A 15958-nucleotide genomic window follows, 5' to 3' on the forward strand; every position below is an offset into this window, starting at 1 on the left:
TCAGATAAAGTCCTTTGCCTTCTGGATCAGGCTGGTTTTGGTCAGCGCCCCGACGTATTTACGCTCCTGCGGATTATTCAGCACCGGCAGGCGCTCCAGCGTGATGCGGGCAAACGCCTCCCAGCCTTCCCGAATGGTCTGGTTTTCAAAGATGGTCGGGAAGCTGGAATCCATCACGCAGCTCACCGGCGAGGTCAGAGTGATCTCCTTATCCAGCACCTTGTGCGAGATATCGTGAATCGAAACGGCGCCGAGGAAGGTGCCTTTGTGGTCGATGACGTAAACAAAGCGCTCGCGCTTTAGCGAACTGACCGCCAGCGCTTTACCCACCGAATCCTCCGGCGTCAGCGCCGCGCCGGAGACGATAAACTGCGAGATAATGCCGTTATCAAAATCGAACTTGGCATCAGAACGGCTGAAGTGGCTGTTGACCACCGAATAGGTGCTGCCCGACTGCAGGCGATAGGCCAGCATCGACGCCAGCACGCAGGCGATCATAGTGGGGAACAGCAGGCTGCTGTTGAGCGTCATTTCCAGCACCATCAGCATCGCCATCAGCGGTGCCTGGCTTACCGAGGACAGCACAGCGCCCATGCCGACGGCGGCAAACACTTCGGCGTTGCTGACCGGCACGCCCGCCATGATGGCCACCAGCGCCACCAGCTGCCCCATCAGCGCGCCAATCAGCAGCGCCGGGGTAAACAGACCGCCTACCGCACTGGAGCCGACCGAGATCGCCGTTGCCAACATTTTTAGCAGCAGCAGGGCCGCCAGCATCGGCAGCAGGAAGCTGCCCGCCATAATGCGCACGATCACTTCATAGCCGTTGCCGAGGATTTGCGTGCTGCCGATCGCCAGCGCGCCCACCAGCACGCCGCCCAGCCCCAGCCGCAGCGGCAGGCTGCCGATACGGCCGAACTGTCGCTTGCTCTGACCAATCAGCCAGATCATCGCCCAGCCAAACAGCCCGGCCAGCAGACCAATCCCCACCGTCAGCAGGATGCTTTCCGGCGTCAGCTCAAACTGCGCGTGGGAAAAGGGATAAATCGCCGAACGATAGCCAAGTGACCACATGGTCAGCACCGCAACACCGGAGGAGATTATCAGCGGGATCAGCCGCTGCATGGCCGAAATGCCGAAGGCGATTTCCGCCACAAAGATCGCCGACGCCAGCGGCGCATGATAAACCGACGACAGACCGGCGGCAGCGGCCATCGCTACCACGTCGCTGTTTTTCAGCGGCAGGGATTTAAACAGCCAGCGCCCCATCAGGCTGCCGCTCAGCGCAGATAACTGCACCATCGGCCCTTCCCGGCCGATGGAGGCACCGCTGCTGATACTGGCCAGCGAGGAGAGGCCACGAAACAGCGAGGTGCGGGTTGGCACGCTATCCAGCCGGGCGTTGATCACGTCCAGATAGTCGGTGCGAATAGTATCCTTTTGTTCTAATGCCGTGGCGTAGCGCAGAAAAAATCCGGCAATCAGCCCGCCGACGCCGACGATTAGCGGCCAAAAATACCAGGGGTAAATGTGCATAGCTTCGGTGATGTCCTGCTCCCCACTGAACACCAGCCCGTCGATCAGCTCGATCAGTTTACGAAAACCCAACGTGACCAGCGACGCCACCAGCCCGACCGGGATCGCCACCAGAATGCTGGTCCAGTTAAGTGCATGTTTAGTGCCAATCGACATCTTTTTACCCCGAAATTCTTTTCTCTATCGTGCGAGAGCCGCTGCGAAAAATCAAATCGTGACCGCTGCGGCGACAGGGCGTTTTTAGCCATTGCGCCAGCGTCATCGCATGTTAATCTGCTTTTTCCCTTTTTGGCCGCTATCGCCCCGGTGCGCCCGGCCATCCCAGAGAACGGACTATACTATGATTCGCTTTGCCGTCGTTGGAACCAACTGGATCACCCGTCAGTTTGTCGATGCCGCTCATGAAACGGGCAAATTTAAGCTGACCGCCGTCTATTCACGTACGCTGGAACAGGCACAGACTTTCGCCAACGATTACCCGGTAGAACAACTTTTTGACTCGCTGGAAGCGATGGCCCAGTCCGATCTGATCGATGCCGTTTATATTGCCAGCCCGAACGCCCTGCACTGCCCGCAGTCGCTGCTGTTCCTGCGTCATCGCAAGCACGTCATCTGCGAAAAACCGCTGGCGTCAAACCTGCGTGAAGTGCAAGAGATGATCGCCTGCGCGCGGGAACATCAGGTGGTGCTGTTCGAGGCGTTCAAAACCGCCAGCCTGCCGAACTTCCAGGTTTTACAGCAGTCGCTGCCGAAGATCGGCGTGCTGCGTAAGGCGCTGATTAACTACTGCCAGTATTCATCCCGCTACCAGCGCTACCTTGACGGTGAAAACCCAAATACCTTTAATCCGCGCTGGTCCAACGGCTCGATTATGGATATTGGCTACTACTGCCTGGGCACCGCGGTCAGCCTGTGGGGTGAGCCGCAGAAGGTTACCGCCAGCGCGACGCTGCTGGAAAGCGGCGTGGATGGTGCAGGCACCGTTCTGCTGGACTACGGCAGCTTTGACGTGACCGTGCAGCATTCCAAAATCAGCCAGTCGGTGCTGCCGAGCGAGATCCAGGGGGAGGCCGGTTCGCTGGTCATCGAGCACGTTTCTGAATGCCAGAACGTCAGTTTCGTGGCGCGCGGCGCGAAGCCGCAGGACCTCACTCAGCCGCAGCATATCAATACCATGCTGTATGAGGCGGAAACCTTTGCGCGCCTGATAGAAACCAATGAGATTAATCACCCCGGCCTGAACTACTCGTTAAGCGTGGCGCGGCTGCTGACGGAAATCCGCCGCCAGACCGGCGTGGTATTCCCGGCCGATGCTCAGGAACCCACGTCAGACCTCTAATCTTCCCGATCGCGTAATGCTGCGGGCCTCTCCTGCCGCAGCACTGCTTTATGCCGACCGATAGCGGCTAATTCCGAATTTTCGCTTCCCCTGACAGAACATTTCCTTATACTTCCCTGCGCAAACACACATAAGCCGCCGCAATGTAGTGCCGTGCGGCAGAACTATAGATAACGACAGTGATTTAAAATTATGAGTAGAGAAAACAGCGGGCGCGGAGTCATCCAGCGCCTGATGCAGGGAAGCCTGGTAACACAAATCATGATCGGACTGCTGGCGGGTATCGCGCTGGCCTGGTTCTCAAAAAGTAATGCTCTGGCCGTTGGCCTGCTGGGCGAGCTGTTCGTTAGCGCCCTGAAAGCCGTTGCGCCTGTTCTGGTTCTGGTGCTGGTGATTGCATCTATCGCCAGCCATCAGCAGGGGCAGAAAACCAATATTCGCCCGATCGTGATGCTGTATCTGCTCAGCACCTTCTGCGCCGCCGTGGTGGCAGTGATCGCCAGCCACCTGCTGCCGCAGAGCCTGACGCTGCGCGCGGCGAGTACCGAAATCACCCCGCCTTCCGGCATTCTGGAAGTGCTCGACGGCCTGCTGATGAGCATGGTGGCCAACCCGATTGAAGCGCTGATGAAAGCCAACTACATCGGCATTCTGGTATGGGGTATCGGCCTGGGCCTGGCGTTCCGCCACAGCAGCGCCACCACCCGCGCCTTCCTCAGCGATGCATCTGATGCCGTGACCCGCCTGGTGCGCGTAGTGATCCGCTTTGCGCCGATCGGTATCTTCGGCCTGGTCGGTTCGATTCTGGCCTCAACCGGCTTTGAAGCGCTGTGGGATTACGCACATCTGCTGGGCCTGCTGCTGGGCTGTATGCTGCTGATGGCGCTGGTATTTAACCCGATTCTGGTGTGGTGGCAGATCCGCCGCAACCCGTATCCGCTGGTGTTTACCTGCCTGCGTGAAAGCGGCGTGACCGCCTTCTTTACCCGCAGCTCGGCGGCGAATATCCCGGTGAATATGGCGCTGGCGAAAAAACTGAATCTGGATGAAGACACCTACTCCGTCTCGATCCCGATCGGGGCCAATATCAGTATGGCTGGGGCATCAATTACCATTACCGTGCTGACGCTGGCGGCGGTGAATACGCTGGGGATTCATGTCGATGTCGGCACGGCCATTCTGCTGAGCCTGGTGGCGTCGATCTGCGCCTGCGGTGCATCCGGTGTGGCCGGTGGCTCGCTGCTGCTGATCCCGGTGGCCTGTAATATGTTCGGTATTCCGAATGAGGTTGCGATGCAGGTGGTGGCGGTCGGCTTTATTATCGGCGTGCTGCAGGATTCTGCGGAAACCGCGCTGAACTCATCGGCGGATATTCTGTTTACCGCAGCGGCCTGTATGGCGGAAGATCGCCGCGCTGGCGTGGTGAAGTCGCAAACGCAAGAGTAATCCCGACCGGCCTGGTTTCCCTCTCTGTGGGAAACCAGGCTTTTTTTATTACAATGTGACCCCACTTTTAAAGATTGCCAGCTCGCGGAACTCATTCACTTCATTGCGCGCCGGTCGCCCGTTAGCAATCTCAACGATGGTATCCACAAAGCTCGCCAGCAGTTCCGGCATTTCGGTACCGTGAATCAGCTGACCGGCATCGAAGTCGATCCAGTGCGGCTTCTTCTTCGCCAGCTCGCTGTTAGTAGCCAGTTTGACCGTCGGCACAAATCCGCCGTACGGCGTGCCGCGCCCGGTACTGAACAGCACCATATGGCAGCCCGCACCGGCCAGCGCGCTGGTCGCCACCGCATCGTTACCCGGTGCGCTCAGCAGATTCAGGCCCGGCTCCTTCAGCCGCTCGCCGTACTTCAGCACGTCCACCACCTGGCTCTGCCCGGCTTTTTGCGTGCAGCCCAGCGACTTCTCTTCCAGCGTGGTGATACCGCCCGCTTTGTTGCCCGGTGACGGGTTTTCATAGATCGGCTGGTTGTGGGCGATAAAGTATTTCTTAAAGTCGTTGACCATGCTGACGGTTTTGTCGAAGGTCGCTTCGTCGCGGCAGCGGCTCATCAGAATACGTTCCGCACCAAACATTTCCGGCACCTCGGTCAGCACCGTGGTGCCGCCGTTGGCGATCATCTGGTCCGAGAAGCGGCCCAGCAGCGGGTTGGCGGTGATGCCGGACAGGCCGTCCGAGCCGCCGCACTCCAGGCCGAACTTCAGCTCGCTGAGTTTGCCCGGCTGGCGCTGGTCGTGCCGCATCATTTCGTACAGCGCGTGAAGCTGCTCCAGCCCCGCTTCCACTTCATCATCCTGCTGCTGGCAAATCATGTAGCGCACGCGGCTGTCGTCATACGCACCCAGCGTCTGGCGGAACTCATCCACCTGGTTATTTTCGCAGCCGAGGCCGATCACCAGCACCGCACCGGCGTTCGGATGGCGCACCATGTTTTGCAGCATGGTTCGGGTGTTTTCATGGTCCTGCCCCAGCTGTGAACAACCAAAGGTATGGCTGAACAGATGCACGCCGTCGATGCCTTCCGCCTGGTTGGTCTCCTTCAGGAAGCGCTGCAGGATCTGCCGGGCGATACCGTTGACGCAGCCAACCGTTGGTAGTATCCACAGCTCGTTGCGGATGCCGACATCACCATTATCACGGCGGAAGATCTGCACCTCGCGGTCCGCAGCCTGCGGCGGCACGGTAGCAAAGTCGGGCAGATATTCATATTCATCCAGATCGCTCAAATTCGTACGCGCGTTCTGTGAGTGGATGATTTCGCCGGGCGCAACGGGGCGGGTAGCGTGCCCGATCGGCAGGCCATACTTCATCACCAGATCGCCGGTTTCCAGCGGCTGAAGGGCAAATTTGTGCCCGCGCCCCACCGGCTGGGCCAGCACGACGGAATGCTGGCCGATAGTAACCTGCTCCCCCTCTTCCAGGTCGCGCAGCGCGACGGCAACATTATCCAGATCGTGAATTTTTATCAGACTTTGCATCGCGAATACCTTACTTAATCTGCGCCAGCGCGGCGCGCATACCAACGGTAATAATCTGCTCCAGCTGAGCGGTCACGCTCGCCGTCAGGCCCGGAAGACGGTTCAGATCCTGCCCCCAGTGGGCGGCATCGGACAGCACGTCGTTGACCAGCTGGCCGAGGGGAATGTCGTGTGCCTCCGCCAGCTGCCACAGCGTAGCGAAGCGCTCCAGCCAGTGGGCGTCGTCTTGAAGTGCGTAGCGGGTGCCGCTGCGCTCGCCGCGGTAGTACGCCAGCAGGGCCGCAAAGGCAAAGCTCAGGCGCGGAGACGGAGCGCCCTGCTGTTCAACCTGCGTCAGCAACGCAGGCAGCAATCGGGTGCGGAACTTCGTCATGCCGTTTAACGCAATCGCGCTGAGCTGATGGCGGATAAACGGGTTACGGAAACGCTTGAGCACCGCATCGGCGAAGGCATTCAGCTCTTCCGGGGACTGTTCCAGCGTTGGGATAATCTCCTGGCGCAGCGTGGCATCAATAAAGGCGGCCACCTCCGCGTCGTCCATCGCTTCTCCGACGGTATCCAGCCCGGCGAGAAACGCGACCGGCACCATCGCAGTGTGTGCGCCGTTGAGGATTGCCACTTTGCGCGCCTTATACGGAGCAATATCGTCAACCATGCGAATATTCAGCGGCAGCTGGTCCAGATGCAATGCCTGGGCCACCCATTCCGGCCCTTCAATAATCAGCTGGTAGTAAACTTCACCCGCCACCAAATAGTCGTCGCGATAGCCCAGCTCAGCGTGCAGATCGGCGGCATTATCGGGGTAGCCGGTCACGATGCGGTCTACCAGCGTCGAGCAGAAGATGTTGCTCTGTTCGACCCACTGAGCAAACGCCGCCGGCAGCTGCCATTCGCGGGCCAGCTGCAGCACCAGCTCCCGCAGCGCGGCACCGTTATCGTCAATCAGTTCGCAGGGCAGGATCACCCAGCCTTTATCCGCCGCGCCATCAAAATGCTGCCAGCGCTCCAGCAGCAGCCGCGTCAGTTTGGCCGGGAAGCTGACCGGGGGAGCGCTGTCCAGCGTGTCGGCAGCATCCAGGCTGATGCCCGCTTCAGTGGTATTGGAGAAGACAAATTTCATCTCCGGGTTACGCGCCAGCGCCAGAAATCCTTCGTAATCTTCTACGGGATGAATCTCGCGATTAACCGAGCGGATCAGCCGACTTTCGCTGACCACTTTCCCTTCATCGTTAATACCGCGGATCAGCGTAGTATACAGCCCCTGCTGGCTGTTCAGGCTGCGCTTAGCCGCACTGTTACGCGGCCTGACCACCACCACGCCAGCATCAAGTCCGGTATGTTCGTTTAACAGGTCTAACTGCCAGTCGATAAAGGCGCGAAGAAAATTGCCCTCACCAAACTGGATTACGCGTTCGGCATCCTGGCGGCCGGGAAAATTATCACGGTTCAGCGTCTGCATCTGGTATCCCCTGGAAAGTTCTGTGTTTCAATACCAGCAAAGTTATCATACCAATTATGCCTGATGCTGAATAAATAGTGAGAAACAGATCACAAAAAACACTATCAACTGCGGGTGATTAGCGTCCCACAATCACAATGCTAAATTTAAATATCTGTTTTTAATACAAATAAAAGAATATTGATGATTTCTTCATTCTCAGTGTCGCGGTCTTAATCTCAGACGAAAAGGTATAACATCTTTATAACCCGTTCAGTACCCTGCAGGGTATTCGGTGGTTCAAGACCTTAACGAGCGTCTGTTTTTTTAACACGGGGAAAGTGGTATAACAGGTTTCAGCAAATCATTGTGTATCGGAGCGCGAACCATGCAACAGATCGACTCACGTCGTCTCTATCAGCAGCTGGCAGCTGAGTTAAAACTGCGCCTTGAACAGGGCCAGTATCAGATTGGCGACAAGCTGCCTGCCGAGCGCTTTATTGCGGAAGAGATGAGCGTCAGCCGGACCGTGGTGCGCGAGGCGATCATCATGCTGGAAGTAGAAGGCTATGTAGAAGTGCGTAAAGGTTCCGGCATACATGTGGTGTCACAGCAGCAAAAGAAAAGCGTAACCACCAATAGCCAGCTGGAGTTTGCCAGCTTCGGTCCCTTTGAGCTGCTGCAGGCCCGTCAGCTGATAGAAAGCAACGTTGCTGAATTTGCCGCCACCCAGGTGACCCGCCAGGATATCGTGCAACTGATGTCTATTCAGGAGCAGGCCCGGCAGGAAGATCGCTTCCGTGACTCCGAGTGGGATATGAAATTCCACGTGCAGATTGCGCTCTCTACGCAGAACAGCGCGCTGGCGGCAATTGTTGAAAAAATGTGGTTGCACCGGTTGTACAACCCGTACTGGCTAAAACTGCATGAACATATCGACGAGCGCTCGATAGAGAGCTGGTGCGAAGATCACGATAACATTCTCAAAGCGCTGATCCGCAAGGACCCGGCAGGGAGCAAGCTGGCAATGTGGCAGCACCTGGAGAATACCCGCCAGATGCTGTTCAACGCCACGACAGATGACTTTGAATTTAACGTAGACCGCTACATGTTTGCTGAAAATCCGGTTATCGCTCTGGATAGCATCGCCAACGACGAAAAGTAGGTCTTTCTTAGTCGATTGAGTCAGCTTTCGTTCACTTATGTCAGCCAGTGTAAAACTCCTTCACGCCGGACCGCTGCAACGGTAAAACATCCCTGGTCCGGTGTTTCTTCCTGTCCAGACCTGCTTAACTTTGTTACAGTTATCTTCTTTTTTTACCCTTTGTAAAAAGCTTTAAGCTTTCGATGCTTTTTCTGGCCACGCTGTTCAGCCGCCCGCAGCATCTGCATCACTAAAACGATGAATTCAGCATGTAGAATTGCGTTAAATCGGGCCAACTATGATGTTCAGGACTATTGATGGATATTTTTAAAGATTTAATCCACGCCTTATGGCAGCAAGATTACGTCACGCTGGCCGACCCGACGCTGGTCTGGGCGCTTTACTTCATCCTGTTTATGATTCTGTTTCTGGAAAATGGCCTGCTTCCGGCGGCTTTCCTGCCAGGTGACAGCCTGCTGATTCTGGTCGGCGTGCTGATAGCGAAAGGCACGATGAATTTTCCACTCACGCTGTTTATCCTTACCACCGCCGCCAGTCTTGGCTGCTGGGTCAGCTATATTCAGGGCAAGTGGCTCGGCAATACGCCGCTGGTACAAAAATGGCTTTCGCATCTTCCCGCTCAGTACCATCAACGGGCGCACCAACTGTTTCACCGCCACGGCCTGTCGGCGCTACTGATTGGACGCTTTATCGCATTTGTTCGCACGCTGTTACCCACCATCGCCGGGCTTTCCGGCCTCAGCAATGCACGCTTCCAGTTCTTTAACTGGATGAGCGGCCTGCTGTGGGTGCTGATTCTGACCGTGCTGGGCTTTGCGCTGGGCAAAACGCCGCTGTTCCGTAAATATGAAGATCAGCTGATGTTCTGCCTGATGCTGCTGCCGCTGGTGCTGCTGGTCTTCGGCCTTTTTGGCTCGTTGTATGTACTGTGGCGGAAAAAAACGTCGCAGGGAGGCCAGTAACCATGTCCTCTCTGTTCAAACTTCCGGCCAGACTCCTGCGCATCGTGCCCTGGATTGGGCTGTTGGCCGCTTCGCTGCTGACGCTGACGCTGGTCGTTACGCTGCTGCCCGCGCTGTTTCGCAGCGAAGCCGCACTGCAGATCCGCACTCTGCGCCAGGGCAACAGTCTGCCCGACGGCTTTTATGTCTATCAGTCGCTCACCGCCCAGGGGATTCGCATTAAAAGTATTACCCCGGACCACGATTCACTGGTAATTAGATTCGACTCACAGGAACAAAGCGACGCGGCGGAAAAAGTACTGCGTGAACTGCTGCCTTATGGCTTCGATATTGCCCGTCAGGAAGGCCATGGCGCAGCAAACTGGGTTAATCGCATCAGCCTGCGAACGTAACCGCCCCTCACTCCGCAGAGAAACGAGGGGGAAATACCCGTTCTGTTTTGAGCTTTTCCAGTTTTCTGTCTATGCTTAAAAATCCCTACGCCGCCCTGTGTTCAGGAAATCGATAGCCCTCAGCGGCTGTCATTGCAAAGGAAGGTCACCATCATATGAAATACCGCTTAACGCTTGCTATCAGCCTGCTGGCTGCGACATCACTGGCACAGGCCGGGCCGCTTTGTCAGCAGAAAGAGCAGGCTATTCAGAAAGAAATCGATTTCGCCCGTCAGCACAATAACCAGCGCCAGGTTAACGGTCTGGAGCGTGCGCTGACCGAAACGCGCGCTAACTGCTCAGACGAAAACGTCCGCAAAGCCCACCAGGAAAAGATTCAGCAGCATCAGAAAAAAGTCACCGAGCGGGAACAGGAACTGCAGCAGGAGCGAAACGAGGGTGGCGACAGCAAGAAAATCGCCAAACGGGAAAAGAAACTGGCTGACGCTCAACGTGAGCTGAAGGAAGTGCAGGCTGCGCCCTACTGAGGTCGGCAGTCTGCCGTGACATTAATCATAAGTAAGGAGTCTTCCATGTCTAAAGATACCACGTCAGAACATCTGCGCGCCGAGTTGAAAACCCTGGCCGATACGCTGGAAGAAGTGCTCAGTACCTCCAGTGAAAAATCCAAAACCGAGCTGGAAAAACTGCACAGTAAAGCGCAAAGCGCCCTGAAAAATACCCGCGCACGCCTGGGTGATTCCGGTGAGCGTATTGCACAAACCACCCGTGAGGCGGCGGACCGTGCCGACGTTTACGTCCGTGATAATCCGTGGACCAGCGTAGGGATTGGCGCAGCGGTCGGAGTGGTACTGGGCGTTCTGCTGACCCGTCGTTAATATGGCAGATAATCAGCAAAATCATGGCCCCGGTAAAGGGGTCATTAATATCGGACAGCGGATCCTCACCACGCTGGTGGGCATTGTTGAAACCCGCGTGCGTCTGGCGGTAGTTGAGCTGGAAGCGGAAAAAGCCAACCTGATTCAGATGATGATCATGGTGGGGCTGACCCTGCTGTTCACTGCATTTGGTCTGATGAGCCTGATGGTACTGGTTATCTGGGCCGTTGATGCGCAATACCGCCTGATGGCAATGGCAATCACGACCGGGGTTCTGTTTGCGCTGGCGCTGATTTTCGGCCTGTGGACGCTGGCAAAATCGCGGCGTTCTACCCTTCTCAGCGCCACCCGTAAGGAACTTGCCAGCGATCGCCAGCTGCTGGAGGATGACTGATGAGCCGCCGCGACCGTGAAAAACGTACCGCCGATCTGCTGCGGCTTATTCAACAGCAGCGTCTGGATTTAAGCGCCGGGCGCAAAGAGTGGCTGGAAGCCACCGATCGTTACGATCGGGGTTGGCTGAGCCTGGTTAATGCCAAACGCTATCTGGCGATTGGCAGCGGAGTTTTTGCCATCTGGTCGGTGCGTAATCCGCGCTTTCTGACTCGCTGGGCGAAGCGCGGTATTGGTGCCTGGAGCACCTGGCGCATGGTGCGTAACGCCTTGCCAAAACGCTAAATTATGGCCGCATCACCCTTTGCGGCCATCCTTTCCAATTTTCTTGAACAACTTCGACAGATTATCTCGCTTACAATAGCCAGACTCCCCGTCTATTATCTCCAGCAACGAACGGTACTGAGCGCTAAAGCAGCGCCAGGCCACAGTAAAACGGGGTCCGCCTGATAGCACGGCCCATAAAATTCTTGTTGGGGATGATTATGAAAAAATTAGAAGATACCGGTTTCTTAGTGGCTCGCATCCTGATGCCAATTCTGTTTATCGTTGCAGGCTGGGGAAAAATCACCGGTTACGCCGGTACGCAGCAGTATATGGAAGCGATGGGCGTGCCGGGCTTCTTCCTGCCGCTGACCATTCTGCTTGAGTTCGGCGGCGGTCTGGCCATTCTGTTCGGCTTCCTGACCCGCTTCACCGCGCTGTTTACCGCAGCCTTTACTCTGCTGACGGCGTTTATCTTCCACACTAACTTTGCGGAAGGCCCGAACTCCATTATGTTTATGAAAAACCTGTCAATCTCCGGTGGCTACCTGCTGCTGGGCCTGGTAGGACCTGGCGCATACAGCATCGACCGTCTGCTGGGTAAAAAGTGGTAATTCCACTACACTTACAACAGTGAAGAATCCGGGGCGAGGAGCATATCCTCGCCCCTTCATTTTTAGGGAGGAACGATGGGACAGCTAATTGATGGCGTATGGCACGATAACTGGTACGACACCAAGTCTACCGGCGGCCGCTTTAAACGTTCAGAAGCGGTATTTCGCAACTGGGTGACGGCCGACGGCAGCGCCGGTCCACACGGTAAAAGTGGCTTCCGCGCCGAAGCCGACCGCTACCATTTGTATGTGTCCCTCGCCTGCCCGTGGGCACACCGCACACTGATTATGCGCCAGCTGAAAGGGCTGGAATCGATGATTTCAGTTTCGGTTGTTCATCCACTGATGCTGGAGAACGGCTGGACGTTTGACGAAGATTTCCCCGATGTCACCGGCGACAGCCTGTATCAGAACGAATATCTCTATCAGCTGTATCTGCATGCCGACCCGACCTACACCGGCCGCGTTACGGTGCCGGTGCTGTGGGACAAACATCAGCACACCATCGTCAGTAATGAATCCGCCGACATTATTCGCATGTTTAACAGCGCATTTGACGGTGTTGGTGCCCGCGCCGGGGATTATTACCCGGCTGAACTGCGCGATGAGATCGATGAACTGAACGGCTGGATCTACGATACGGTAAATAACGGCGTGTATAAGTCGGGTTTTGCCACCAGTCAGCCGGCCTATGATGAAGCGGTGACGGCGCTTTTCAGCTCGCTGGATCGTCTGGAGCAGATTCTGGGGCAGCGGCGCTATCTGACCGGCAATCGTCTGACCGAAGCCGATTTACGCCTGTGGACCACGCTGGTACGCTTCGACCCGGTGTATGTCACTCATTTCAAATGCGATAAGCATCGCATTGGCGACTACCTCAATCTGAGCGGCTTCCTGCGCGAGATTTATCAGCTGCCGGGCATTGCAGACACGGTAAACCTGCCTCACATTCGCCACCACTACTATCGCAGCCATAAAACCATCAACCCGAGCGGGGTGATTTCGGTAGGCCCGGCATTTAACTGGGACGAACCGCACGGGCGCGACGAACGCTTTCCCTGATCCCACCCGTTAACATTCGGGGCGATTTTCTTTATCGCCCCGAACGTTCGACATCCTTTATTGATCTGGAACAAATTCTCCCAATTCGCACTTACGTATCTTTACTGATGTGAACGCAAATGCGGATTAACCGGAAGCCAACTTCCTGGAGTGAAACCATGATCAAGACTCTCTCTTTCTGCCTGGCCGTCGTGATGCTGTGTTACATCGCCTTCGTGGGTCACTACTACTACGAAACGTTCTCAACGTTTACCGGCATCGAACATTCACAGGGAAACTCGGCTACGCCTGCACCGTAAAGGAATACCGGGCCTGCGGGCTTTATCCCTGACGCTTCGCCAGCAGTTTAGGAATTTCCCGCAGGCACCAGGCCTTGGCTTCCCCCATACTGTCACGCCGCCATGCCATAATAATATCCACCTCACGGGTATATTCCGGGCTGACAACGCGCAAACGCCCTTCGGCAATATCCTGCTCAACCATACTGTATGGCATGGTGCCAACGCCCAGGCCCGCCAGTAAAGCACGGTGTTTATCTTCAATGGTACTGACGGTCAGGCGCTGCTGTTTATCCAGCAGGGTTACGGTTAATACCGGCCTTTCACGCGCGGTATCCGCCACCGCAATACCGCGATATTTCACCCGGGTGGTTTCGGAAAGCGGCTCCGGCTCCTGATGAATCGGGTGATCGGGGCTGGCAACGTAGACGCTCATCAGTGAATAAAGCTTGCGGGTGTTGATCTCGGAAGAGGCGCGGAAATGCATATCGGGCGCAATCACAATATCGGCGCGCCCCTGCTCAAGCCGTTCCCACGCCCCGGCCAGCACCTCGGTCATCAGCGAAACCTGAGTGTTGGCTTTATCCGCCAGTTTTTCCACCAGCGGGAAAAGTAGCTCGGTGGAAACCAGCGCTTCGGTGGCAATCGTCAGATGCGTTTCCCAGCCGCGAGCCAGCGCTTCCGCATCGGTAGTCAGCTTGTCGGCTGCCTCCAGCAGCACGCGCCCGCGTTCAAGCAGCATCCGCCCAACGTTGGTAAATTTGGTGCGATGACCGGACCGGTCAAACAACACCACGTCCAGCTCCTCTTCCAGTTTCTGCATGGTGTAGCTTAACGCAGAAGGGACACGGCCCAGCTCATCGGCTGCGGCAGCAAAACTGCCGCGGCGATCGATGGCATCCATTACACGTAGCGCTTCAAGCGTCAGAGCACGATCTTTAGCCATAGCTTTTCTCTGTCAGGAAATTTGAATATGCCGAGCAGATTAACTGGCTGGCATTCACCAGTCCAGAAACTTACCATAACCGAATAATAAATGGTCGGGCCAGCCCCGATTTACTAAGGAGAACAGCATGATCGTTAGTCGTACAGCGCAACAGTGTGGCAAAGCCGATTACGGCTGGCTTCAGGCTCGCTATACTTTCTCCTTCGGTCACTATTTCGATCCCAAATTACTGGGGTACGCTTCACTTCGCGTACTCAACCAGGAAGTGCTGGCACCAGGGGCTTCCTTTCAACCCAGAACCTATCCGAAAGTCGACGTGCTGAACCTGATATTGCAGGGTGAAGCCGAATATCGCGACAGCGAAGGCAATCACGAAACGGCGCGTGCCGGTGAGGCGCTGCTGCTGGCCACCCAGCCGGGGATCAGCTACAGTGAGCACAATATTAGCAAAGAGAGCAGCCTGACGCGGCTTCAGCTGTGGCTGGATGCCTGCCCGGAAAGAGAAAATAATCGCGTACAGCGGATTGCAGTACCGGAGGATAAAACCTGTACCCTGCTGGCTTCCCCCGACGGTAGCGAAGGCAGCCTGCAGCTCCGGCAGCAGGTGTGGATTCACCAGGTGGTATTACAGCCGGGTGAAAGCTATCAGGTTCCCCTGCACGGGCCACGCGCCTATTTGCAGTCGATCCACGGCGCCTTTACGGCAGTTACCCACTCGCACGAGCAGGAAGCCCTCACCTGCGGCGATGGCGCATTTCTGCGGGAAGAAGAGAGCGTTCTGCTGACGGCAGAAACGCCGCTGCGGGCGCTGGTGATTGATCTACCGATATAAATTCTGCCGGGCAGTTCGCCGCCCGGCAGAGTTCCTAGCGCGTTACTACCGGCTCGACAATCGTCGTTGAATCTTGCGGATACCATCCCCAGCCATACGGATAACCCGAGGTATCCCAGCCGTTGTCCCAGTATGGTCCAACACCATAATCCCAATCGCCCGTGGTGATCAGCCGATCGCTAACATGCCATATCTGGTATCCGGTCAGGTCCATCCGCAGAAAACGGGTATTAGCAGAACCAATTTTACCGCTCGTGGTACCGGTTACTGTACCAAGCAGGGTGACCAACCGGTTACGGAATGAAAGCGGTTCGAGGTAACCTGGATAGCGTGCAATAACTCGCCCGAGGTAAGGTTTATCGAGTTCAGGTTTAGCCGATGAATCCAGCGACTGCACGGCGACTTCCAGCAGCGTTTCTTCCTGGTGATTAATCACATTCACCACCCTCCCGCCAAACCGGACCTGCTGGCCTTTATACAGCGCGGGATCGTTCATGACCTTCGTCCAGGTCATCGTGCTTAACTGGGGATCGTTGCCTCTAATCGCATGGGGGATATCCGCACAGCCGGCGATGGTAAACAAAAAACCCACACCTAAAAATGCACGATAGATCGTTTTGAGCTTCATCATTTGCAGCTTCCTTTTGCTAAAAAAATCCTGAAGTTATCGACTATGGGGCGATTATAGAGCGATGGCATAATCTGTAAGGGTGAAATCCTGCGGCGGCGGGGAAAAGGTGCCATTAAGTGTCGAGAGCGTTTTATCGAATGAGTTGAAGCTGACCGTTAAGCCGCGTTCTTTTCATAGAGAGGGTCGTGGACATGTAAGTATCCCGCATAATCGTGCCATTCACATTTAGAGATCTTCCGGCAT

The 15958-nt window shown here is 56.1% G+C and carries 18 protein-coding genes; 13 read left to right on the forward strand and 5 right to left on the reverse strand.

Features of this window, described 5'->3' with window-relative positions; all coding sequences use genetic code 11:
• On the reverse strand, positions 1–1692 hold the full coding sequence (locus IBT47_RS09655; RefSeq protein ID WP_200560254.1) for a chloride channel protein: 1692 nt from the start codon (positions 1690–1692) through the stop codon (positions 1–3).
• Positions 1693–1876: 184 nt separating this feature from the next.
• Between IBT47_RS09655 and IBT47_RS09660 the strand changes: the two genes are divergently transcribed.
• Both IBT47_RS09660 and sstT read left to right on the forward strand, forming a co-directional pair.
• Positions 1877–2875 carry a Gfo/Idh/MocA family protein gene (locus IBT47_RS09660; protein ID WP_200560255.1) on the forward strand — a complete coding sequence of 333 codons (999 nt, stop codon included), beginning with the start codon at positions 1877–1879 and terminating at the stop codon, positions 2873–2875.
• Positions 2876–3067: 192 nt separating this feature from the next.
• A complete protein-coding gene (gene sstT / locus IBT47_RS09665; protein WP_105592590.1) occupies positions 3068–4321 on the forward strand; it encodes a serine/threonine transporter SstT in 1254 nt (417 codons plus the stop codon).
• A gap of 48 nt (positions 4322–4369) precedes the next feature.
• On the opposite strand, the gene IBT47_RS09670 is transcribed toward sstT, so the two are convergent.
• Both IBT47_RS09670 and IBT47_RS09675 read right to left on the reverse strand, forming a co-directional pair.
• Positions 4370–5860 carry a UxaA family hydrolase gene (locus IBT47_RS09670; protein WP_200560256.1) on the reverse strand — a complete coding sequence of 497 codons (1491 nt, stop codon included), beginning with the start codon at positions 5858–5860 and terminating at the stop codon, positions 4370–4372.
• A 10-nt stretch (positions 5861–5870) separates the two neighbouring features.
• Positions 5871–7319, reverse strand: a complete 1449-nt coding sequence (locus IBT47_RS09675; protein WP_200560257.1) for a tagaturonate reductase — start codon at positions 7317–7319, stop codon at positions 5871–5873.
• A gap of 367 nt (positions 7320–7686) precedes the next feature.
• Here IBT47_RS09675 and exuR point away from each other — a divergent pair, with 367 nt between their 5' ends.
• The 10 genes from exuR (at position 7687) to IBT47_RS09725 (ending at position 13327) form a co-directional block, all read left to right on the forward strand.
• A complete protein-coding gene (gene exuR / locus IBT47_RS09680) occupies positions 7687–8463 on the forward strand; it encodes a transcriptional regulator ExuR (RefSeq protein WP_105592036.1) in 777 nt (258 codons plus the stop codon).
• A 296-nt stretch (positions 8464–8759) separates the two neighbouring features.
• Positions 8760–9425 (forward strand): DedA family protein, encoded by a 666-nt coding sequence (locus IBT47_RS09685; protein WP_105592037.1) that lies wholly within the window; start codon positions 8760–8762, stop codon positions 9423–9425.
• 2 nt (positions 9426–9427) lie between these two features.
• Complete coding sequence (mzrA, locus tag IBT47_RS09690) at positions 9428–9817, forward strand: EnvZ/OmpR regulon moderator MzrA (protein WP_105592038.1); 390 nt, start codon at positions 9428–9430, stop codon at positions 9815–9817.
• 155 nt (positions 9818–9972) lie between these two features.
• On the forward strand, positions 9973–10344 hold the full coding sequence (locus IBT47_RS09695; protein WP_200560258.1) for a DUF1090 domain-containing protein: 372 nt from the start codon (positions 9973–9975) through the stop codon (positions 10342–10344).
• Positions 10345–10389: 45 nt separating this feature from the next.
• On the forward strand, positions 10390–10695 hold the full coding sequence (locus IBT47_RS09700; RefSeq protein WP_200543429.1) for a YqjD family protein: 306 nt from the start codon (positions 10390–10392) through the stop codon (positions 10693–10695).
• Between the two features lies 1 nt (position 10696).
• On the forward strand, positions 10697–11089 hold the full coding sequence (locus tag IBT47_RS09705; RefSeq protein WP_200560259.1) for a phage holin family protein: 393 nt from the start codon (positions 10697–10699) through the stop codon (positions 11087–11089).
• A complete protein-coding gene (locus tag IBT47_RS09710) occupies positions 11089–11373 on the forward strand; it encodes a YqjK-like family protein (protein WP_200560260.1) in 285 nt (94 codons plus the stop codon). Before IBT47_RS09705 ends, IBT47_RS09710 begins: the two co-directional genes overlap by 1 nt.
• 200 nt (positions 11374–11573) lie before the next feature.
• Positions 11574–11966, forward strand: coding sequence for a DoxX family protein (locus tag IBT47_RS09715; protein WP_105592318.1), 393 nt, complete (start codon positions 11574–11576; stop codon positions 11964–11966).
• A 75-nt stretch (positions 11967–12041) separates the two neighbouring features.
• Positions 12042–13028, forward strand: a complete 987-nt coding sequence (locus tag IBT47_RS09720) for a glutathione S-transferase family protein (protein WP_200560261.1) — start codon at positions 12042–12044, stop codon at positions 13026–13028.
• Between the two features lie 158 nt (positions 13029–13186).
• Positions 13187–13327 (forward strand): hypothetical protein, encoded by a 141-nt coding sequence (locus IBT47_RS09725; RefSeq protein WP_200560262.1) that lies wholly within the window; start codon positions 13187–13189, stop codon positions 13325–13327.
• 22 nt (positions 13328–13349) lie between these two features.
• Here the strand turns inward: IBT47_RS09725 and IBT47_RS09730 are convergent, their stop codons facing one another.
• Positions 13350–14252 (reverse strand): LysR family transcriptional regulator, encoded by a 903-nt coding sequence (locus tag IBT47_RS09730; RefSeq protein ID WP_105592044.1) that lies wholly within the window; start codon positions 14250–14252, stop codon positions 13350–13352.
• A gap of 127 nt (positions 14253–14379) precedes the next feature.
• On the opposite strand from IBT47_RS09730, the gene IBT47_RS09735 reads away from it, so the two are divergent.
• Positions 14380–15084 carry a pirin family protein gene (locus tag IBT47_RS09735; protein ID WP_105592045.1) on the forward strand — a complete coding sequence of 235 codons (705 nt, stop codon included), beginning with the start codon at positions 14380–14382 and terminating at the stop codon, positions 15082–15084.
• 34 nt (positions 15085–15118) lie between these two features.
• On the opposite strand, the gene IBT47_RS09740 is transcribed toward IBT47_RS09735, so the two are convergent.
• Positions 15119–15715 (reverse strand): Slp family lipoprotein, encoded by a 597-nt coding sequence (locus IBT47_RS09740; RefSeq protein ID WP_200560263.1) that lies wholly within the window; start codon positions 15713–15715, stop codon positions 15119–15121.
• Between the last annotated feature and the right edge of the window lie 243 nt (positions 15716–15958).

The sequence above is a fragment of the Erwinia sp. S43 genome (assembly GCF_016624745.1).
GTDB classification, from domain to species: domain Bacteria; phylum Pseudomonadota; class Gammaproteobacteria; order Enterobacterales; family Enterobacteriaceae; genus Erwinia; species Erwinia coffeiphila.